Source organism: Marinobacter pelagius, from assembly GCF_900114925.1.
Taxonomy (GTDB): Bacteria; Pseudomonadota; Gammaproteobacteria; order Pseudomonadales; family Oleiphilaceae; genus Marinobacter; species Marinobacter pelagius.
Genome location: NZ_FOUR01000001.1, coordinates 694,480 through 714,567 on the forward strand (window position 1 = coordinate 694,480; position 20,088 = coordinate 714,567).

20 protein-coding genes are annotated in these 20,088 nt (G+C 62.9%); 7 read left to right on the forward strand and 13 right to left on the reverse strand.

Annotation, left to right across the window (positions count from 1 at the left end):
* Window positions 1-56: 56 nt before the first annotated feature.
* The 4 genes from trkA to def all read right to left on the reverse strand — a co-directional run bounded on the left by trkA (window position 57) and on the right by def (window position 4,289).
* Window positions 57-1,460 (reverse strand): Trk system potassium transporter TrkA, encoded by a 1,404-nt coding sequence (gene trkA / locus BM254_RS03110; protein ID WP_091998471.1) that lies wholly within the window; start codon window positions 1,458-1,460, stop codon window positions 57-59.
* A complete protein-coding gene (rsmB, locus tag BM254_RS03115) occupies window positions 1,457-2,758 on the reverse strand; it encodes a 16S rRNA (cytosine(967)-C(5))-methyltransferase RsmB (protein ID WP_091998473.1) in 1,302 nt (433 codons plus the stop codon). The genes trkA and rsmB overlap by 4 nt, the downstream gene beginning before the upstream one ends.
* 1 nt (window position 2,759) lies before the next feature.
* A complete protein-coding gene (fmt, locus tag BM254_RS03120; RefSeq protein WP_091998476.1) occupies window positions 2,760-3,695 on the reverse strand; it encodes a methionyl-tRNA formyltransferase in 936 nt (311 codons plus the stop codon).
* Window positions 3,696-3,785: 90 nt separating this feature from the next.
* Window positions 3,786-4,289, reverse strand: coding sequence for a peptide deformylase (def, locus tag BM254_RS03125; protein WP_091998479.1), 504 nt, complete (start codon window positions 4,287-4,289; stop codon window positions 3,786-3,788).
* A gap of 309 nt (window positions 4,290-4,598) precedes the next feature.
* On the opposite strand from def, the gene BM254_RS03130 reads away from it, so the two are divergent.
* From BM254_RS03130 to aroE, 5 genes are all read left to right on the forward strand, one after another.
* A complete protein-coding gene (locus BM254_RS03130; RefSeq protein ID WP_091998482.1) occupies window positions 4,599-5,615 on the forward strand; it encodes a LysM peptidoglycan-binding domain-containing protein in 1,017 nt (338 codons plus the stop codon).
* A 79-nt stretch (window positions 5,616-5,694) separates the two neighbouring features.
* Window positions 5,695-6,873 carry a DNA-processing protein DprA gene (gene dprA, locus BM254_RS03135; RefSeq protein WP_175497190.1) on the forward strand — a complete coding sequence of 393 codons (1,179 nt, stop codon included), beginning with the start codon at window positions 5,695-5,697 and terminating at the stop codon, window positions 6,871-6,873.
* 43 nt (window positions 6,874-6,916) lie between these two features.
* The gene (tsaC, locus tag BM254_RS03140) at window positions 6,917-7,489 is read left to right on the forward strand and encodes an L-threonylcarbamoyladenylate synthase type 1 TsaC (protein WP_091998485.1); all 573 of its coding nucleotides are present in this window, start codon (window positions 6,917-6,919) and stop codon (window positions 7,487-7,489) included.
* A gap of 8 nt (window positions 7,490-7,497) precedes the next feature.
* A complete protein-coding gene (gene hemF / locus BM254_RS03145) occupies window positions 7,498-8,427 on the forward strand; it encodes an oxygen-dependent coproporphyrinogen oxidase (RefSeq protein WP_091998488.1) in 930 nt (309 codons plus the stop codon).
* The gene (gene aroE, locus BM254_RS03150) at window positions 8,417-9,241 is read left to right on the forward strand and encodes a shikimate dehydrogenase (protein ID WP_091998491.1); all 825 of its coding nucleotides are present in this window, start codon (window positions 8,417-8,419) and stop codon (window positions 9,239-9,241) included. The genes hemF and aroE overlap by 11 nt, the downstream gene beginning before the upstream one ends.
* A gap of 84 nt (window positions 9,242-9,325) precedes the next feature.
* Here the strand turns inward: aroE and BM254_RS03155 are convergent, their stop codons facing one another.
* The 5 genes from BM254_RS03155 to BM254_RS03175 all read right to left on the reverse strand — a co-directional run bounded on the left by BM254_RS03155 (window position 9,326) and on the right by BM254_RS03175 (window position 14,464).
* Window positions 9,326-9,778 carry an Hsp20/alpha crystallin family protein gene (locus tag BM254_RS03155; protein WP_091998494.1) on the reverse strand — a complete coding sequence of 151 codons (453 nt, stop codon included), beginning with the start codon at window positions 9,776-9,778 and terminating at the stop codon, window positions 9,326-9,328.
* Window positions 9,779-9,973: 195 nt separating this feature from the next.
* Complete coding sequence (locus BM254_RS03160) at window positions 9,974-11,533, reverse strand: alkaline phosphatase family protein (RefSeq protein ID WP_091998497.1); 1,560 nt, start codon at window positions 11,531-11,533, stop codon at window positions 9,974-9,976.
* Window positions 11,512-13,611: a glucans biosynthesis glucosyltransferase MdoH gene (mdoH, locus tag BM254_RS03165; RefSeq protein ID WP_091998501.1), complete on the reverse strand. Its 2,100-nt coding sequence runs from the start codon at window positions 13,609-13,611 to the stop codon at window positions 11,512-11,514. Before mdoH ends, BM254_RS03160 begins: the two co-directional genes overlap by 22 nt.
* Entirely contained in the window at window positions 13,604-13,849 is a 246-nt protein-coding gene (locus tag BM254_RS03170) for a hypothetical protein (protein WP_091998504.1), read from the reverse strand. Before BM254_RS03170 ends, mdoH begins: the two co-directional genes overlap by 8 nt.
* 69 nt (window positions 13,850-13,918) lie before the next feature.
* Entirely contained in the window at window positions 13,919-14,464 is a 546-nt protein-coding gene (locus BM254_RS03175) for a gamma carbonic anhydrase family protein (protein ID WP_091998506.1), read from the reverse strand.
* Window positions 14,465-14,674: 210 nt separating this feature from the next.
* Here BM254_RS03175 and prlC point away from each other — a divergent pair, with 210 nt between their 5' ends.
* Window positions 14,675-16,720 carry an oligopeptidase A gene (gene prlC / locus BM254_RS03180; protein ID WP_091998508.1) on the forward strand — a complete coding sequence of 682 codons (2,046 nt, stop codon included), beginning with the start codon at window positions 14,675-14,677 and terminating at the stop codon, window positions 16,718-16,720.
* Between the two features lie 71 nt (window positions 16,721-16,791).
* A complete protein-coding gene (locus tag BM254_RS03185; RefSeq protein ID WP_091998511.1) occupies window positions 16,792-17,043 on the forward strand; it encodes a YheV family putative zinc ribbon protein in 252 nt (83 codons plus the stop codon).
* Window positions 17,044-17,292: 249 nt separating this feature from the next.
* Here BM254_RS03185 and BM254_RS03190 read toward each other — a convergent pair whose 3' ends face one another.
* The 4 genes from BM254_RS03190 to BM254_RS03205 all read right to left on the reverse strand — a co-directional run bounded on the left by BM254_RS03190 (window position 17,293) and on the right by BM254_RS03205 (window position 20,057).
* Entirely contained in the window at window positions 17,293-18,615 is a 1,323-nt protein-coding gene (locus tag BM254_RS03190; protein WP_091998515.1) for a Na+/H+ antiporter family protein, read from the reverse strand.
* Window positions 18,616-18,730: 115 nt separating this feature from the next.
* Window positions 18,731-18,958: a DUF1653 domain-containing protein gene (locus BM254_RS03195; RefSeq protein ID WP_091998518.1), complete on the reverse strand. Its 228-nt coding sequence runs from the start codon at window positions 18,956-18,958 to the stop codon at window positions 18,731-18,733.
* Between the two features lie 11 nt (window positions 18,959-18,969).
* The gene (locus BM254_RS03200) at window positions 18,970-19,356 is read right to left on the reverse strand and encodes a DoxX family protein (protein WP_091998520.1); all 387 of its coding nucleotides are present in this window, start codon (window positions 19,354-19,356) and stop codon (window positions 18,970-18,972) included.
* Between the two features lie 50 nt (window positions 19,357-19,406).
* Entirely contained in the window at window positions 19,407-20,057 is a 651-nt protein-coding gene (locus BM254_RS03205; RefSeq protein ID WP_091998523.1) for a hypothetical protein, read from the reverse strand.
* Window positions 20,058-20,088: the final 31 nt, after the last annotated feature.

The following is a 20,088-nucleotide window of genomic DNA, read 5'->3' on the forward strand; positions in this document are numbered from 1 at the left end:
ATTATACGCTTGCCAATGCGGTATTTCTAAGAGGTCTTCACTGCGTTGATTTTGAACTAGAAGAAGGTCAGCCCGACCTGGAAAAGTTTCTCCACATCCCTGACCTTGGTCTTGTCCACCAGGAACAGGATCACGTGGTCGTCCGGCTGCACCCGGAGGTGGTCGTGGGCGATCAGGACCTCGTTGTGGCGGACGATGGCACCGATGGTGGTGCCTTCCGGCAGGGAGATCTCGTCGAGCCGTTTGCCCACCACCTTCGAGGACCGGTGATCGCCGTGGGCGATCGCCTCGATGGCCTCGGCCGCGCCGCGCCGCAGTGAGTGAACGTTAACTACGTCGCCCCGGCGGACGTGCGTGAGCAAGCTGCCGATGGTGGTTTGCTGCGGCGAGATGGCGACATCGATATCCCCGCCCTGGATCAGGTCCACGTAGTCGGGATTGTTGATCAGGGTCAGCACCTTGCGGGCGCCGAGCCGCTTGGCCAGCAGGGAGGCCATGATGTTGGCCTCGTCATCGTTGGTCACCGCGCAGAAGACATCGGTGTTCTCGATGTTCTCTTCCAGCAGGATGTCCTTGTTGGCGGCATCCCCTTCCAGCACCACGGTCTTGCGCAGGTTCTCGGACAGCATCACGCAGCGTTCGTGGTCCCGCTCCAGCAGCTTGACCTGGTAGCGCCCCTCCAGGGTGCTGGCCAGGCGCTGGCCGATGTTGCCGCCGCCGCAGATAAAGATCTTCTTGTAGGGCTTTTCCAGGGGCTGCAATTCGCTCATGACCGAGCGGATGTGGTCGGCGCCGGCGATGAAGAACACCTCGTCGCCGTCCTCGATCACGGTGTCGCCCTGGGGCATGATCGCCCGGTCCTTGCGGAAGATGGCGGCCACCCGGGTATCGATCTTGGGCATGTGGGTGCGCAGGTAGGACAGCTCGTGCCCGACCAGCGGCCCGCCCTCGGTGGCCTGGATCGCCACCAGTCGTGCCAGGCCCTTGGAGAACTCCAGTACCTGCAGGGCACCCGGGTATTCGATCAGCCGGGTGATGTGCTTGGTCACCAGGTGCTCGGGACTGATCAGGACATCGATGGGAAAACCGCGCAGGCTGTCCAGGTCCTTGGCCTTGTCCCGCTGGTAGAACAGCTCGGGCTTGGCCAGGTAGGCGTTGGCCCGGACCCGGCAGATGGTGGTCGGGGTCTTGTACAGCAGTTTGGTGACCTGGCAGGCGACCATGTTGGTCTCGTCGCTGTTGGTGACGGCGATCACCATGTCGCCGTCTTCGGCGCCGGCCTGGCGGAGCACCGTCGGGTAGGAGGCCTTGCCCTGGACCGTCCGGATGTCCAGGCGATCCTGCAGTTCCCGCAGCCGGACGCTGTCACTGTCGACCACGGTGATGTCGTTGGCTTCGTTGGCGAGGTTTTCGGCCAGGGTTCCGCCCACCTGGCCGGCACCGAGAATCAGGATCTTCATGGTTCGGGTTTCTCCAGTACCGCGTAGAAGAAGCCATCGTGGCTGTCGGGGTCCGGCAGCAACTGGCGACCGGCGCCGGTGTCCCGGCCCCAGGCCACATCCGGCTCGATCAGGCCGGCGTCCGGCTGCTGTTTCATGAACCGTTGGATTATACGGTGGTTTTCCTGGGGGAACACGGAACAGGTGGCATACACCAGGCGGCCACCGGGTTTGAGGATCGACCACATGGCCTCGAGCAGCCCCATCTGGATGCCCGCCAGGGGCGTGATGTCCGATTCCCGCCGCAGCAGCTTGATGTCCGGATGCCGGCGGATCACGCCCGTGGCGCTGCAGGGCACATCCAGCAGGATCCGGTCGAACCCGACGCCATCCCACCAGCTGTCGATATCCGCCGCATCTGCCTGTTTCAGGGTGGCGGTGAGGTCCAGGCGGTCCAGGTTTTCCTGTACCCGGGGCAGGCGCTCGGCGGATTCGTCGATGGCTACCACCTCGGACAGTTCCCCGCAGGCTTCCAGGATGGCGCAGGTCTTGCCACCCGGGGCCGCGCAGGCATCCAGCACCCGCTGGCCCGGGGCAAGGTCCAGCAGGGTGGTGCAAAGCTGGGCGGCCTCGTCCTGGACGCTGGCGGCACCGTCGGCGAACCAGGGTAGCCGATCCACCGGCACCGGGCGGGCCAGCTGGATGGCGTGGGGTGCGAACCGGGTCGGCGAGGCCTCGATGCCCGCCTCGTCCAGCAGGCCCAGGTAGTGTTCGCGGCTGAAACGCAGGGCATTGACCCGCAGGGTCATGGGCGCCTGGGTGTTATTGGCCTCGAGAATCCGTTGCCAGTCCTGCGGCCAGTTGTGGCGCAGCTTGTCCACCATCCACTGGGGGTGGCTGAAGCGTTCGGCGTCGTCTTTCGGCTCGGGGGCGCCTTCACGCTCGGCAGCGCGTAGTACCCCGTTGACCAGACCGGTCAGGTGCGGCTTGTCCAGGGCCCGGCAGGCTTCCACCGATTCATTGAGCACGGCGTAGGTGGCCTGCTCGCTGAACCGGAGCTGGAACAGGGCAACCAGCATCAGGTGGTGGACGATGCGGTCCTGTTTGCGCAGCGGTTTCTTCAGCCGGCCCTGCAGTTCACCATCGAGCCGGTGGAACCAGCGGCAGGTGCCGTAACACAGTGCCTGCAGTTCCGCCCGTTCGCCCTCACCGACCCGGCTCAGGGCCGGCGGCAGGCACTGGGACAGGGACTGGCCCTGCTCGACCGCCAGCAGGACGCTGGCCGCCACGGACCGCATGGGTTGTTGGCCGGAGCCCATCTCAGTTCAGCTCCTGGCCGGGCAGCAACAGCTGCTTGCCGCCGTTGATCAGGTCGTTCACGCTCTGGGCGCGGGCTCCGGGCAGCTGCAGGCGGGTGATGCGCAGGGTGCCTTCACCACAGGCCACGTCGATGCCTTCCCGTTCCCGGCGAATCACGGTGCCTGGGGTTTCGGTGGAGGCATCGGCCAGGGCACTGGCCTCGTGAATGCGGATGCGCTGGTCGTCGAGGTCGGTGTAGGTGCCGGGCCAGGGATTGAAGGCGCGCACCAGCCGTTCGATGCCGGTGGCATCCTGGTGCCAGGCGATATGGCCTTCCTCTTTCGACAGCTTGTGGGCGTAGCAGGCCAGATCGTCGTTCTGGGCTTCCCCGGACAGTTCGCCCTTTTCCAGCAGAGCCAGCGCCTTGACGATGGCCTCCCCGCCCAGGGTTGCCAGCCGGTCATGGAGACTGCCGCCAGTATCGTCGTCATGGATCGGGGTAATGGTTTTCAGCAACATGGCACCGGTATCAAGGCCTTCGTCCATCTGCATGATGGTGATGCCGGTTTCCCGGTCGCCGGCGGCAATGGCCCGCTGGATCGGGGCGGCACCGCGCCAGCGCGGCAGCAGTGAGGCGTGGATGTTCAGGCAGCCGTGGGCCGGGATTTCCAGCACGGTCTTGGGCAGGATCAGGCCGTAGGCGGCAACAATCATCACATCCGGGTTCAGCATCGCCAGTTCCTGCCGGGCTTCCGGACTGCGAAAGTTCTCGGGCTGGAACACCGGCAGGTCAGCTTCAAGGGCCACCTTCTTGACCGGGCTGGGCATCAGCTTGCGGCCCCGGCCGGCGGGCCGGTCCGGCTGGGAGTAAACGCCAACGATGTCGTGGTGGGTCGCCAGAAGTGCTTTCAGGGCGGTAGCGGCAAAGTCGGGCGTGCCGGCAAATACGATTCGCACTGTGGTGTCGTCTCTGTTCCGTTGAATACGAAAAGACCGGGTCATCGCCCGGTCCGTCACTGCCTGTCTGTTCTGGTGGCCTGAAACAGATCAGGCACTCTTGCGATGAAGCTTTTCCAGTTTCTTCTTGATCCGGTTCCGCTTCAGGGCGCTGAGATAGTCCACGAACAGCTTGCCGTTGAGGTGGTCCATCTCGTGCTGGATACAGACCGCCAGCAGGCCTTGCGCCTCAATCTCGAACGGCTCGCCGTTGCGGTCCAGTGCCCGGATCCGGCAGTGTTCGATGCGCTCCACGTCCTCGTAGAAACCGGGGACGGAGAGACAGCCTTCCTGCATGGCTTCGTAGTCACCATCCAGGACTTCCACCTCGGGGTTGATGAATACCCGCGGCTCGCTCTTGTCCTCGGACAGGTCCATCACGATGATCTGCTTGTGAACATTGACCTGGGTCGCCGCCAGACCGATTCCGGGCGCATCGTACATGGTCTCGAACATGTCGTCGATCAGCTTGCGGATGTCGTCTGTGACTTCGTCCACCGGCTTGGCAATGGTGCGCAGACGGGGATCCGGGTATTCGAGGATTTCTAGTATCATAACGCTCGCGTTTCTGGTCCGTATGTCCGGCAGTTCAGGCAATCTGCCCGGCTACCGTTTGAGTTTTGTAATCCTGTGAAGGAAGTCTCGATATTATCCCCCAAATCCACGATTGAGTACAAACTGATCAGTTAATAGTTAAAATCTTTCACTGGCAGAATAGAATTCACTGGAAGAACAAAAGATAACATCACAATTTCCGAGACTTCTTCTATAGTATCAGGAATAACAACGTAATAAGCTGCAGATACTCCGGCTGCATCCCAACAGAATGCAAAGACTCAAGGCACGCGATCAAGGACTTACACAATGAGGAAACTGCTGTACGCTCTGGCAGCCACTGCGCTGCTGTTTACTTCCTGGGCCCAGGCTCAACCGGAACTGCGGTCCGACCATCCCGAGCGTTACACTGTCGTGAAGGGGGACACCCTCTGGGACATTTCGGCGCGCTTTCTGAACAATCCGTGGTATTGGCCGGAAATCTGGCACGTTAATCCCCAGGTTGCCAACCCGCACCTCATCTACCCTGGTGATCGCCTCGCCCTGGTCTACATCGACGGCAAACCGCGGATCACCAAGGTGGCTTCCAACGGCGTGGTGAAGCTCTCGCCCCAGGTGCGTTCCGAGCCGATTGATACCCCGATCCCGGCCATTCCGCTGGATGCCATCAGCAGCTTCCTGACCGATACCCGTATCGTGACCCCGGAAGAGCTCGAGGGTGCGCCCTACGTCCTGGAAGGCGAGGACGGTCGCATCATCACCGGTGCCGGTGACCGGGTCTATGCCCGGGGCGACAAGCCGGCCGACAAGGTGGGTATCTTCCGCCGTACCAAGGAATTCCGCGATCCGGATACCGGCGAGTTCCTGGGTTTGGAGGCCCGTAGCATCGGTGCCGGCAACATCACCGCCGAGAACGGGGATGTGCTGACCCTGCGCCTGACCAAGTCCAACCAGGAGATCCGTATCGGTGATCGCCTGCTGACCAGTGTTGATCGCCCCATCGCCACCAGCTTTGTGCCCAGCTCGCCGGACGAAACCGTTGAGGGCGAGATGATCGCTGTCGATGGCGGTGTCAGCCAGATCGGTCAGTACGACGTGGTGGCGATCAACCGCGGTGAACGGGATGGCCTTGAAGCCGGCAACGTCATGGCGGTACTCAAGAGCGGCAACCTGGTGCGCGATCCGGTCACCGGTGAGACCATCGAGCTGCCGTCGGAGCGTGCCGGTCTGCTGATGGTATTCCAGGCCTACGAGAAGATGAGCTACGGATTGGTCCTGCAGGCCACCCGTCCACTGTCCGTGGGTGACAAGGTTACCAATCCCTGATCGGACAGTAGCTTCCAGCTGCAAGTTGAATGGCCGGGCGGGATTGCCCGGCCATTGTTGTTTTCAAGGATGAAGAATCATGAACGAATTGCTTTCCGGCGCGGGTTCCCGCGACCGTTTCTGCCAGGCGCTTGAACATCCCGCTGCGCCCTGGCTCCTGCTGGCAATCCTGCCCCGGTTCGGTATCCGGCGGCGTGAGGCCGCGATGGCCGCAACCGCACAACTGACCGATCTGCTGGCCATGAACCCGGCCACCCTGAAAGCTGTCGGCCTGCATCCGGAAACCATCACCGGAATCCGCGCCTGGCAGGACAAAGACACCAGCCACCCTGCCCTGTTGGAAATCGCGGAGGCCCTCATTGCCTGCGGCCAACACGGCATCCACCTCGTTACCTGGGCTGATGCTGATTATCCTGAAGCATTGCGCCACATCCATGATGCGCCCCTGGTGCTCTATATCCTGGGGGATCGTGCCCTTCTTGGCCGGGACCAGATCGGCATTGTCGGCAGCCGTCATGCCACCCGCCCGGGCCTGGACCATGCCCGCCGGTTCGCGGCGGAGCTCAGTCGCCGGGAACTGGTGGTCACCAGTGGACTCGCCCTGGGTGTGGACGGTGCCGCCCATGCCGGCGCCCTCGATGCCGGCTTTCCCACCATTGCGGTCATCGGCTGCGGGCTGGATCAGATCTATCCCCGCCAGCACCAGAGACTGGGCCAGCGGGTGATCGAACAAGGTGTGCTGGTGTCGGAATATCCCCCGGGGACGCCGGCCCGTGCCGCCCATTTCCCTCAGCGCAACCGGATCATCAGCGGGTTGTCCCGGGGTGTACTGGTGGTGGAGGCGGGCCTCAAGAGTGGTTCTCTGATCACCGCCAGGCTGGCGCTGGAGCAGGGCCGCGAGGTGTTTGCTATTCCCGGTTCCGTTCACAGTCCGGTGGCCCGCGGCTGCCACCACCTGATCAAGCAGGGCGCCCGGCTGGTGGAAACCGTGGATGACGTGCTGGAAGAACTGGGTGCCTGGTGGTCGCTCCAAGCGGGTGAAGCGGACCCTGCCCGGGAGCCGGGGGCACCGGACCTGTCGCGCCTGGGGCAGCGGGAAATCGCGGTATTTGAGGCATTAGGGTATGATCCGGTATCAACCGATGCACTGAGTTCGGCGACCGGTTTGGCCGCGGACCAGCTGATGCAGTCCCTGTTGCTCCTGGAGCTGGAAGGGCTGGCCAGTTCAGCACCCGGCGGCTACCTGCGAATCGCCTGAACCCGGTGCCCTGTTCCACCCCGTTCTGAACAGATGATTCTCGATGCCCGTGTCCAAACCACTGAATGACTGGCAATGCCGTCGTGCCCGCCGCACCCTGCTCCAGGGTGGTGTTATCGCCTACCCGACCGAAGCGGTCTGGGGCCTGGGGTGTGATCCCTGGGACGTCCTGGCGGTAGAGCGCATCCTGGAACTGAAACAGCGCCCCATGGAAAAGGGCATGATCCTGGTGGCTGCCTCCGTGGAGCAGGTGCGTTTCCTGCTCGACCCGTTGCCGGCGGACCTCCAGCAAACCGCTTTGAGTCACTGGCCGGGGCCCGTGACCTGTCTGCTGCCGGATGTGAACGAACAGATTCCGGAGTGGGTCCGGGGCCGCCACAGCTCCATTGCGGTGCGGGTCAGTGACCATCCGGTCGTCCGTTCCCTGTGCGAGGCGGCCGGCATGCCGCTGGTCTCCACCTCCTGCAATCCCGCCGGGCGCCAGCCGGCCCGTCACTCCTGGCAGGTACGCCGGTATTTCGGTGACCAGCTGGACTGGATCGTACCCGGCGAACTCGGTGGCAATCGCAAACCCAGCCGCATTATTGATATCGTCACCGGCCAGCAGCTTCGATAGGAGAGTCCATGTCACAACAACCCGACAGTCAGGCCGTCAAGGAATACCTGCTCGGCCTGCAGGAAAACATCTGTCGTCGCCTGGAAGCGGTGGACGGCGAGGCCTCGTTCATTCGTGATTCCTGGGACCGTCCGGAAGGTGGCGGTGGTATCAGCCGGGTCATCAGTGAAGGCCGGGTGTTCGAGAAAGGCGGCGTGAACTTCTCCCACGTCATGGGCGACACCATGCCCGCCTCCGCCACGGCCCACCGGCCCCATCTGGCGGGCGCTCCCTGGCAGGCCATGGGCGTTTCCCTGGTGATTCACCCGAACAATCCCTACGTGCCCACCTCCCACGCCAACGTCCGGTTCTTTATCGCCACACCCAAAGACGGTGAGCCGGTGTACTGGTTCGGTGGTGGGTATGACCTGACGCCCTACTATGGGATTGACGAGGATTGCGTGCACTGGCACCGGACTGCCAAAGCCGCCTGTGAGCCCTTCGGCGAGGATACCTACCGGCGCTTCAAGGACTGGTGTGACGACTATTTCTATCTCAGGCACCGGAACGAGCCCCGGGGTGTCGGCGGTCTGTTCTTCGACGACCACAACACCGGTGATTTCGGCCAGGATTTTGCCCTGATGCAATCGGTGGGCGACAGCTATATTGAAGCCTATGAACCGATCGTCCGGAAACGGATGGGCATGGAATACGGCGAGCGCGAACGCAACTTCCAGCTCTACCGCCGGGGCCGCTATGTCGAGTTCAACCTGGTGTACGACCGTGGCACCCTGTTCGGCCTGCAGTCCGGCGGCCGCACCGAGTCGATCCTGATGTCCCTGCCGCCGCTGGTGCGCTGGGACTATAACCGGGTACCGGAGCCCGGCACCGAGGAAGCCCGGCTGACCGAGTATTTCCTCACGGGCCGGGACTGGCTGGGAGAGCACCATGACCAATGATCTGTACGCGGTGATCGGGCATCCGATCAGCCACAGCAAATCCCCGCGGATTCACAGCCTGTTTGCACAGCAGACCGGTGAGCCGGTGGAGTACACCGCCATCCAGGCGCCCCTCGACGACTTCGCCGGTACCGTCCGGCAGTTCTTCGAGCGGGGTGGCAAAGGCCTCAATGTCACGGTCCCGTTCAAGGAACAGGCCTGGCAGCTGGCGGACCAGCGTACCGGGCGGGCGGAGAAGGCCGGCGCGGCCAATACCCTGTATTACGACAACGACCGACTGGTGGCGGATAACACCGATGGCTGCGGGATCGTCCGGGATCTGGTTGATAACCACGGTGTGACCCTCAAGGACGCCCGGATTCTGTTGCTCGGCGCCGGCGGTGCCGTGCGGGGCGTGATCGGTCCGCTGCTGGCGGAACAACCGGCGGAGCTGGTGATCGCCAACCGGACCGTAACGAAGGCTGAAGCCCTGGTCGATCTGTTTTCCGACGACGCTGGCAACACCCGCCTCAGCGCCTGCGGGTTCGGAGAGCCGGATCAGCCTTTCGACCTGATTATCAACGGCACCAGCGCCAGCCTCCAGGGCGACCTGCCGGCCCTGTCACCGAAGGTTATCGGGGCGCAGACCGTGGTCTACGACATGATGTATTCCTTGAAGACCACCACCTTCAACCAGTGGGCACTGGACCAAGGGGCAACCCGGGTGTTCGATGGCCTCGGTATGCTGGTGGAACAGGCCGCGGAGTCGTTCCGGGTCTGGCGTGGCGTGCGCCCGGAGACCGCCTCGGTGGTTGAGGAGTTACGTACCGACTGAGCCGGGCGGGCAAAAAGAAAGGCAGTGGCCGGGGCGTGATCCCGGCGCCTGCCCGGAGAAGGGTCAGTGTGAAGCGAAGCGGACTTACTCCACGTTCACTTCGATGGCCTTCGGCTCCTTCGGTTCGGCCTTGTTGATGGTCAGGGTCAGCACACCATCCTTGAAGTTGGCCTTGACGCTGTTCTCGTCCACATTGTCCGGCAGGGTGAAGCGGCGCATGAAGCTGCCGTAGAACCGCTCGATGCGGTGCATCTTCTTGTCCTCGGTTTCCTCTTCCTGCCTGCGCTCGCCCTTGATGGTCAGGACACCGTCATGCACGGTTACCTTCACATCGTCCTTGGACATGCCCGGCAACTCGGCCTCCACGGTAAAGGCCTGGTCGGTTTCCTTGATATCCACCGCCGGAGCCCAGTCACTGCGGCTGAACAGGTCCTTGCCTTCCCGCTCACCGGCCCGGGTCAGCCCGAACATCCGGTTGTAGCGGTTCATCAGGTCTTCGAATTCATTGATCGGATTCCAGCGTGTCAGGTTGCTCATAGTCATTCCTCCTTGGTACGAAAACGAATCTGAAAGTGTGTTATCAGCTTCGCTCGCGGAACAGCTCCCTGCCGGCGGCGCCAACCGGCCGGTTATCCGTGAACATCTGCTACCTTGGAATGTAGGCGCTCCCGGTCGGTTTTCAAGGGTGGCTGTGGTCAATATTTGACCGGCATCAATCGCGCTGTCAGCTGTTCAGGGAGCGCCATAGTGTTGGTGCAGAAAGGCCCGGAATCGGCTCATGGGCGCGCCGGCGGTGTCCATGTCGGGCCGGGTGCCCGGCCGGAAGCCGGGCAGCTCCCCGGACAGGAACGGCGCGACCAGGGCCGGGTCACTGCTGATCACATGCACGATGACATCCCGGCTCGCGCTTTCGCCGGTGATCAGGGGCGCAGGCTGGTGATCACCCAGAACGAACATCAGGGTGTTGTCGCCCAGGTGGCGGACGGCAAAGCCGCTGGCGACCGCCAGGGCATAATCGGTCGCCCGGGCGTAATGCTCACGCACCCGGTCCGGTTCCCGCCAGAGTGACGCCGGCGCCTCACCGGCCCCCTCCCATTGCCGGAACACCTGGCCGTTCCCGATGCCGTCCCATTGCGCAAGCACCGGCAGAATGGGCACCCAGGGTGCGTGGCTGCTGATCAGCGCCAGCTCCGCAAACATCGGGCCGGGACGTTCTGTGCGGTGGCGCCCGAACCAGTGCCAGGTGTACTGATCCGGCATGGTGACCCAGTTGAAGGGCGGACCCTGGTAGCCAAGGTCGTCGTGGTCGAAGATCCGGTCGTACCCCAGCAGCCTGCCCTCCTGCCAGGGTTCGGTGATTGCGGGCATCACCGCCAGCGTTTCATGGCCGGTACGGCGGAAGTCGTCCACCAGCGTCGGGTAATCGCTGCTCAGCAGCGTTTCGTAGGCCAGCTGGTTCTCGATCCATTGCCCGCTGAGAACCGACAGGTGCCCGAGCCAGGACTGGCCGCCCTGGATCGGCGATTCCAGTCGACCGGTGGCTACGGTCAGGCCCGCCTGTGCCAGCTCATCCGCCATGGTCTCCAGCCGGGGCCCGATGATGGACCGGTAGGGCTCGTCGGTCAGGCCGGTCATGCCATAGGATTCGATAAAGGCCAGAATCACGTCCTTGTCTGCCAGGCGGACCAGCTCCCTGGGTTCACCGGCAGCCGCCTGTTTCCGCAGCTGCTCGGCAAAAGCTTCGGTGGTACGGTGGGTATGGGTGATCAGGGAACCCTGGTTGGCGACAAAGGCCATGGCCGGGCTGCCGACCCAGGGCGTGATCGCCAGGGCAGCCACCAGGCCGGTAATCAGCAATAATGGCTTTCCCAGGGATTGCGGCGAGTGTTTCGACAACCGCATAGCGAGGGCAAGGAACAGCCTGGTGAGCACGGCCAGCACCAGGGCCAGCAAAGCCAGGGCAAGGACGGCGCCGGCCGTGCCAAGGTTGGTGTGCAGAAGATGCCAGGCGGCATCCACCAGGCCCACTTCCAGGTACAGATTCAGGCCCCGCCCGAGGCTCTCCCGGAGCAAGGCATCGGCCGCGACCAGCAGTACCAGTGCACCGTAGCCCACCGCCAGAATGCGGAGCAGGAGCCCCGGAGGCCTTTGCCGCAGAGCCAGCAGTGCCCAGATGGCCAGCGCTTCCACCGCGAGCCATGGCACCCTGCCCGGCACCGCCAGTGCCGGAACCAGCAGCAGGCCATTGAACAACAGGAAGGCAATGGCCATCAGGATGCGACTTCGACCCATTGTTGCTCCATCTCCTCAATGCCAATACCGGCCGGTTCCGTGTGCCTTTCCGGTGTTTGCGCCAGGCGCTCCAGAACCCTGCCCCAGGGTGTGCCGGGCTCGGCCTGCCAGACCCGGTAATGCAAAGCCCTGAGTGCTTCGGGGTGCTCGCACAGCAGGGTGATCTCCGGGGCACTGAGCGCCTGGCTGCCTCCGAATGCACAGCGCTCCACCAGCCGGGCCAGCCGTTGCTGTTTGCTGCCGTGGAGGTCCTGCCGGTTCCTGGCTGCAGGTTCCGCCGATGGCGGCGCCAGTACCCGCTGTTCGAACCGGCTCAGGCCGGGCCATAACGGCGCGAGCCCTGCACCTGCATCCGCACGTGCAAGGACCGGTGGTCTCCGGAAATCCTCGGGCACGAACCACCAACCCCGGGCCGGAACAGGCCTGGCCAGCCAATGAGCCAGTAACGGTGTTGCCAGCACCGGGACAATAACCGGCAGGGCCCAGGGCGTGAGTTCGGGCGCCTGCCAATGCACCAACACCAGTATCGCCCCGGCGGTCGCCATGGGCCAGAGGAATTGCCGCCACTGCGTTCGGTTGTGCTGGCTACCGGTCCGGTTCTGGCCATGCCATCCGGTGGGGAGATTGAGTAGTGCCCGGGTAACATGAACACTGTGAGTCACCATGCGTACTGGTGCCAGGGTCAGAGCCACCAGCGTCTCGCCAATGGCACTGGCGAGCAGTCGCGCGGCACCGCCAAACAAGGTCGTCCGGCGGGCAAGGGCCTGGTCCACCAGAGCCAGGATCCGGGGCCCGAGCAACAGGGTCGCGGTGAGTGCCATCAGCAGATGGCTGGCGCCGGAGAAGCTGGCGCTGCCACCGACCAGGCCGGGAAGTACCGGTGGTGGACTCTCACTGTGCACGCCAAGATAGCCGGACAGCCCCAGGAAACCGAGCCACAACGGCGAAGCCAGGTAGCACAGGATACCGGTAACCAGGGCCAGGCGATGGACCGGGCGTAGCCGGTCCAGGGTGGCCAGCAGCCACAGGTGTTGAAGATTGCCCCGGCACCAGCGTCGGTCCCGGATCAGATCATCCTCGAAGGTAGGCGGGGATTCCTCGAAACTGCCCCCGATGGAAGGCTCCAGCCAGACTTCGAGACCGGCTCGCCCCATCAGGGCTGACTCGATGTAATCGTGGCTGAGGACGGGGCCGCTGAACAGTCCAGGTCCTCGCAGTCGTCGAAGCCCGCAGTGGCGCATAAAGGCCGAGGTGCGCAGAATCGCATTGTGGCCCCAGTAGGTGGCGTCTCCCAGCTGAACGGCGGCCAGTCCGGCACTGTAGAGCCTTCCGTAGCACCGGTTAGCGAACTGCTGGAGCCGGGCAAACCGGGTCTCCGCCCGAGCCAGGCGCGGCGCTGTCTGGATGATCCCGGCCCGGGGCCGATGCTCCATCAGCTGAACCAGCCGGACAATGGCATCGGCCTCCAGCAGGCTGTCGGCATCCAGCACCACCAGGTAACGGTAGCGCTGGCCCCAGCGTCGCAGGAAATCGGCAATGTTGCCGCTCTTGTAATTGAGCCGGATTCGCCGCCGCCGGTAGAAGATCCTTCGATGGCCGCCAACCCTGGCACACAGGTCGGCACACGCCGCCTGCTCTTCAAGCCAGATCTCCGGGTCCTCGCTGTCCGAGAGCACGAAGAAATCGAACGCCTCCAGGTCGCCCCGTTGCTGAAGTTCCCGGTAGGTGGCCGCCAGATTGTTCAGGGTTCGCTGCACCGGTTCATGGCAGATGGGCATGATCACCGCCGTGCGAGGCAGTTCGCCACCAGCTTCCTCAGGGCACTGGTGGTCCGGGCTCCAGCGGTCACCGCCACGGCGCAGGAAGAAAAAACCGAAGGCTGCGGTCCAGAAGCCCAGACCGATCCAGAGGAACAGGGTGGCGAATACCACCAACAACAGCATGGCCGCCCAGCCCGGAGCACCTGCCGGCAGCCCCTGTTGCAGCAGCCAGAGTCCGGCGAGGGTCTGGCTGATCACCAGGGCGGCAAGCAGCCACCGCCGCCGGCGCGCGACGGTGTACCAGGGCTGGTCAGCCACCGGGATATCCGACGCTGCCGCGAACCAGACGCGGCGGAGCAGGCATGTGGGCCTGGCCGGGCAAATCGAACCATTGGTGCAGTTGCGGCAGCAGCGTCGCTGCCGTCAAATCCTGCCGGTCAGCCCGGCAGCGGTGGAAGTGTTCCTGCAGGCGCAGGCGGGTCCGTGCGCCGGTCTCGTGGCCGGCAGCCCGCAGGTAGAGAAGTGCCCGCTGGTAAAGGGGATCGGTAACATCCATGAGGGTCTCCCGGTGTCTCGATAGCTGGGAAACATACGGAGATCCCTCAAGGTTCAGACCACTTCGGTGTTACTTCTGCCCGGCTTCGCCGAGGTACTCATCCTTGAGCTTCACGTAATTGGCAGCGGTGTACTTGAAGAAGGTTTTTTCCTTGTCGGTCAGCGGCCGGGCCTGTTTGGCCGGTGATCCCACATACAGATAACCGGATTCCAGGGTCTTGCCGGGCGGTACCAGACAGCCGGCGGCAACGATCACCTCGTCTTCGACCACGGCGCCATCCATGATGATGCAGCCCATCCCGACCAGCACCCGGCTACCGATCGTGCAGCCGTGCAACAGGGCCTTGTGGCCGACAGTGACGTCGTCGCCGAGCGTCAACGGATAGCCCCCGGGGTTGTAGTCACTGGCATGGGTGATATGAAGCACCGACCCGTCCTGGATACTGCAGCGATCACCGATCCGGATCTGGTGCATGTCACCCCGCACCACGGTCATCGGCCAGATGGAGACATCCTCACCCGTCTGGACATCGCCGATGACCACGGCACTTGGATCTACCCAGCACCGTTCCCCAAAATGTGGCGTAATACCCTTGTGAGAGCGTACATTCGTCATTACATATACCTTTCAGGTGTTTTTGAGTTTGGAGGAAGGAGTCTCCGGGGGAAGGCTTTCCAAAACACGCTCCTGGCGGCACGTCCCTGTGACGCTTGGGCTCCGCCATCCATGGCTCCGCACAGTTTTGGAAAGCCTTCCCCCGGAGACTCCCCGAACATTGCAGTCGCCTGAAACTATCGTATCCACGTACTGCTGAGAAGAGGACTTATGAATAACCCTTTATTGACCGACGATCTGTTGCCGAAATTCGACCATGTGCGCACCGAGCACATGGAAACGGCGATTGACCAGATTCTCAGCGAGAACCGCATGAAGATCAGCCAGCTCGCCGAGCAGGACGACCCCACCTGGGACACCCTGGCCCAGCCCATGCAGGCGCTGGAAGACAAACTCTCCAACGCCTGGTCGGTGATTTCACACCTGAACGGAGTGATGAACAACGACGAGCTGCGCAAGGTCTACAAGAACTGCCTGGAGAAGCTGACCGAGTACAGCACCGAAATCAGCCAGAACGAAGCCCTGTGCAACGCCTACAAGAAACTGGCGGCCCGGGACGACTTCAAGGACCTGAGCGAGGCCCAGCGCAAATCCGTCGAGAACACCCTGCGTGATTTCCACCTCGGTGGTGTCGATCTGCCCGCGGACAAGAAAAAGCGTTACGCTGACCTGTCCCGGGAGCTGGCGGAGCTGTCCAACAAGTTCAGCGACAACGTACTGGACGCCACCCAGCACTGGTATAAACAGATCACCGATGTGGACGAGCTGTCCGGCCTGCCGGAAACCGCCATCGAGGGCGCGAAGCAGGCTGCGCGCCAGAAAGAGCTGGATGGCTACGTTATCACCCTGGACTTCCCCAGCTTCTACCCGGTCATGACCTACTGTGATAACCGGGACCTGCGCCGGGAAGTCTACGAAGCGTTTGTTACCCGTGCCTCCGACCAGGGTCCGGACGCCGCTACCTGGGACAACACCCCGGTGATGGCGGAAATCCTCAAGCGCCGCCACGCCCTGTCCCAGCTGTTGGGCTTCGGCAACTACGCCGAGCGCTCGCTGGCCACCAAGATGGCCCGTAGCGTCGACGAGGTGCTGGAGTTCCTGAACCAGCTGGCGGCCAAGTCCAAGCCGGTGGCCGAAAAGGAATTTGCCGAACTGAAAGCCTTCGCCAAGGACGAGCACGGTGTGGAGGATCTGCAGGCCTGGGACATCGGCTACTACAGCGAGAAACTGCGCCAGAAGCAGTACGACATCTCCCCGGAGACCCTGCGTCCCTGGTTCCCGGTCAACAAGGTGGTGCCGGGCCTGTTCCGGGTGGCCGAAAAGCTGTTCGATGTCCAGATTGAAGAACGCCCCGAAGTCGAGACCTGGCACGAGGATGCCACTGCCTACTGCATCAGCCGCCATGGCGAACCGGTGGCCTGGTTCTACCTGGATCTGTTCGCCCGTCAGGGCAAGCGTGGCGGTGCCTGGATGGCCGACTGCCGGGTACGCTGGCGTGACCAGCGCGGAAGGCTGCAACTCCCGGTAGCGTTCCTGACCTGCAACTTTACCCCGCCGGTGAATGGCAAGCCGTCACTGCTGACCCACGACGAAGTCACTACCCTGTTCCACGAATTCGGGCACGGCCTGCACCACATGCTGACCCAGGTGGACGTACTGGACGTATCCGGCATTAACGGGGTGGCCTGGGATGCGGTGGAGCTGCCCAGCCAGTTCCTGGAGAACTGGTGCTGGAACCCGGATTCCCTGGCACTGATCGCCAGCCACCACGAAACCGGCGAGCCACTGCCCGAGGACCTGTTGCAGAAGCTGCTGGCCGCCAAGAACTTCCAGTCCGGCATGGCCATGGTGCGCCAGCTGGAGTTCTCCCTGTTCGACTTCCGCTTGCACGCGGAATTCACGGACGAGGCTCCCACCAACCCGCTGGACATGCACCGCAAGGTGCGGGAAGAGATCGCCGTGGTGGAAGCACCGGAGTTCAACCGCTTCCCCAACGCCTTCTCCCACATCTTCGCCGGCGGCTATGCGGCAGGCTACTACAGCTACAAGTGGGCGGAAGTACTGGCGGCGGATGCCTTTTCCCTGTTCGAGGAAAAAGGCATCTTCGACCCGGAAACCGGCAAGGCCTTCCTGCAGAACATTCTGGAGAAAGGCGGCTCCCAGGAGCCCATGGAACTGTTCAAGGCCTTCCGCGGTCGAGAGCCTCAGGTGGACGCCCTTTTGAGACAATCCGGCATCACGGACGAAGCCGCCTGATACAATGTCGGTAATCGGCCGGGTGGAACCCTGCGAAGCCCGGCTGCCGATCTGAGAAACCGGAGTAAGCTATGGCAAGTCCGAAACGTTTCATCGCCGGTGCGGTTTGCCCCCGCTGTGCGGAGATGGACAAGATCATGATGTTCACGGATGACAACGACAAGCAGATACGCGAGTGCGTGGCCTGCGGGTTCACCGATGGGTTATCCGAGGAGCCGGATACCCAGGTGTTGGAGTTGGAGACCCGGGTGAACAAGCGCAAGAATGAGGACGATCACACCGTCAAGCAGGTGGTGTTTTTCAAGGCTGGGTCTGAGGACTGACTTTGGTCCTAGCCTGTTGGATTTGGGGGCTTTGAGGGAGTGGGGGTGCTTTCCTTTCAGGCACAAAAAACTCGCTTCGCTCAGACAATTGTGCCCTGCAGGAAAGCACCCCCACTCCCTCTTTCACGGAACACTCCGATATATCTAGGGCGCCGCGCTCGGCGTCCATGGAGATTCCTGAAACGGGACCCCGCCCCCTCGTAAGCCCCCAAAACCAGCAGGCTACAAAAGAACGGCGTACCCCAGAAGTCAGAGCACCATAGCCGCCAACCACCCGAAGCCAAGCAACGGCAGGTTGTAGTGCAGGAACGTCGGCACCACCGTATCCCAGATGTGGTTGTGCTGGCCGTCGACGTTCAGGCCGGCGGTGGGGCCGAGGGTGGAGTCGGAGGCCGGGGAACCGGCGTCACCCAGGGCGCCGGCGGTGCCGACCAGGGCCACGATGGCCAGGGGGCTGAAGCCCATCTGCAGGGCCAGCGGCACGTACAGGGCTGCGATGATCGGGATGGTGGAGAAGGACGAACCGATACCCATGGTGATCAGCAGGCCTACCGCCAGCATCAGGAACGCGGCCAGGGCCTTGTTTTCGCCGATGGCGGCGACGGAGCCTTGCACCAGATTGGCGATGTCACCGGTTTCCCGCATCACTTCCGCAAAGCCGTTGGCGGCGATCATGATGAAGCCGATCATGGCGAGCATCTTCATGCCCTCGGTGAACAGGTCATCGGCCTCTTTCCACTTCACCACGCCGGACAGGTTGAACAGCACGAAGCCGGCCAGGGCACCCAGGATCATCGAGCCCAGCCAGAGCTGCACCACGAACGCGACCACGATGGCCGCCAGGGCCATGATCAGGGTGCGGGGGCTGTAGGCGACGTTGACCCGCTCGGTCTTCGCGATGGCTTCCATGTTGTACTTGCGGTCGCCGCGATAGCTGAAGAACACCGCGATCAGCAGGCCCACGAGCATACCCAGGGCCGGCAGGGCCATGGCGGACATGACGTTGAGCTCGCTGGCGTCGACGCCGTTGTCGGCCACGTTGGCCAGCAGGATTTCGTTCAGGTAGATGCCGCCGAAACCGACCGGCAGGAACATGTACGGGGTGATCAGGCCAAAGGTGAGTACGCAGGCGACCAGCCGGCGGTCCATGTTGAGTTTCGCCATTACGTACAGCAGCGGCGGCACCACCAGCGGAATGAAGGCAATGTGGATCGGCAGGATGTTCTGGGATGAAATGGCAATGGCCAGCAGCAGCCCGACGATCAGGAAACGGATGCCGGTGGCGGCGGTGCCGTCTTCCTGGCGGCCGACCAGGGCCAGGGCGCGGTCGGCCAGGGCGTGGGCCAGGCCGGATTTGCCGATGGCAACGGCGAAAGCGCCCAGGGTGGCGTAGGACAGTGCGACCGTGGCCCCACCACCCAGCCCGTTGTTGAAGGCTTCGATAGTGGCGTCCAGGGACATGCCCGCGATCAGGCCGCCGGAAATAGCGCCGACGATCAGGGCAACGACAACGTGGATACGGCACAGGCTCAACACGAGCATGATCAGTACCGCGGCAACAACGGCATTCATGGCAAACTCCGGGTAGGAATCAGGGGTTGTTCCGGCCCCTTGTGGGGGCCGGCATCATGAAAAGCGCGCTAATGTGCAGGAAATGACCGCCCGAGTCAAAACGGGATTCCCGAACTCAGTCGTCGATGCGGGCAAAGCGGGGAACCTGTTCGCCGGCGACTTCCACAGTCTCCCGGAACATGGCCAGGGGGCGCACCCAGAGGCTGTAGTCACCGTACAGGCAGCGGTACACCACCAGGGGCTCTTCGGTTTCGCTGTGCCGGGCCACGCCAATTACTTCGTAATCCTGGCCCTTGTAATGGCGGTAACGCCCGGGGCTTATGGTCGGTTTCTTGTCAGTCATGGTCAGCCCTTTCAGTTCTTGAGCTTGTACCTGCCGGGCCCGAGGAAGACCACGGCGACGGCGGTGAACAGGAAGAACAGCTGGAGTTCCAGCGCCAGCCCACCGTTGCGGCCCAGTGCCAGCAGTTCATGGGCGTGAACCAGTACGATGGCCACGACCATGTTGAACGCAATCAGCATCGCACCGATACGGGTCTGGTAGCCCAGGATCACCATCAGCGGCGCAATCAGTTCACCGATGAACACACCATAGGCCAGAAAAGCGGGTAGCCCGTGGCTAGCCAGCTCCCCTTCGATAAAGCCGATGCCGTTGAGCAGCTTGGCGATGCCGTGAAACAGCATCAGTCCGCCCAAAGTCAGGCGCAGAATGAGTTTACCCAGATCGGCATTTTCCAGCATGACGTCTCCTGTGGCTGATTGCAGTCTTGGAAAGCCGCCAAGGATACCGTCTAAACCAGACCTCCGCCCAGTGAAAACCGGATATGGTTGCGGACCAGCAGGTTTTCCCAGTACTGGCGCATCCAGTTCCAGGCCGCGTTGTTCACCTGCTCGACAAACGGATCCAGGTTCAGGTCGTAGTAGTCCGGTGTGCCGGCGATCTGCAGGACTGTGACTGTCACCGAATCATCCAGCTCGTTGGCGAAGGGTTCGCCGATCAGTTCGTGAACCAGAAGATTGGCCCGTGTGGCCTCGATATCCACCAGTTCGCTCTGCCGGATGGAACGATTGTTTTCGTGCATTTCTTCCATCAGCCGGTGGCACAGGTAGGCGCGGATCAGCAGGCCATCGAGTCCGTCGTAGCGGACCAGGAGCACCGAGGGTTGGGTGAAGTAACGGATGGCGGCGTCCACGAAGGGCCGGAACAGTTCGGCTTTGCCTGCCTCACGGGCGCAGGCTTCCACGCATTCGATCAGCCGGGGCGCCATCTCGATGTATTCGATGGCGAACTGGAACAGCGCGGTGGCCGGCTGGTAACCCTCGATCACTACAGACGACGGCAACCGCTCTGCCTTCTCGCGAAGCTGGCGGAGGAAAGTCCCGGATCGGGCTTCCTTGCGCCGGGCGTCGTCAATGATTTCGAGCACTACCTGTGGTGTCATGTGAGGAGATGCCAGTGTCTGTACGAATTGA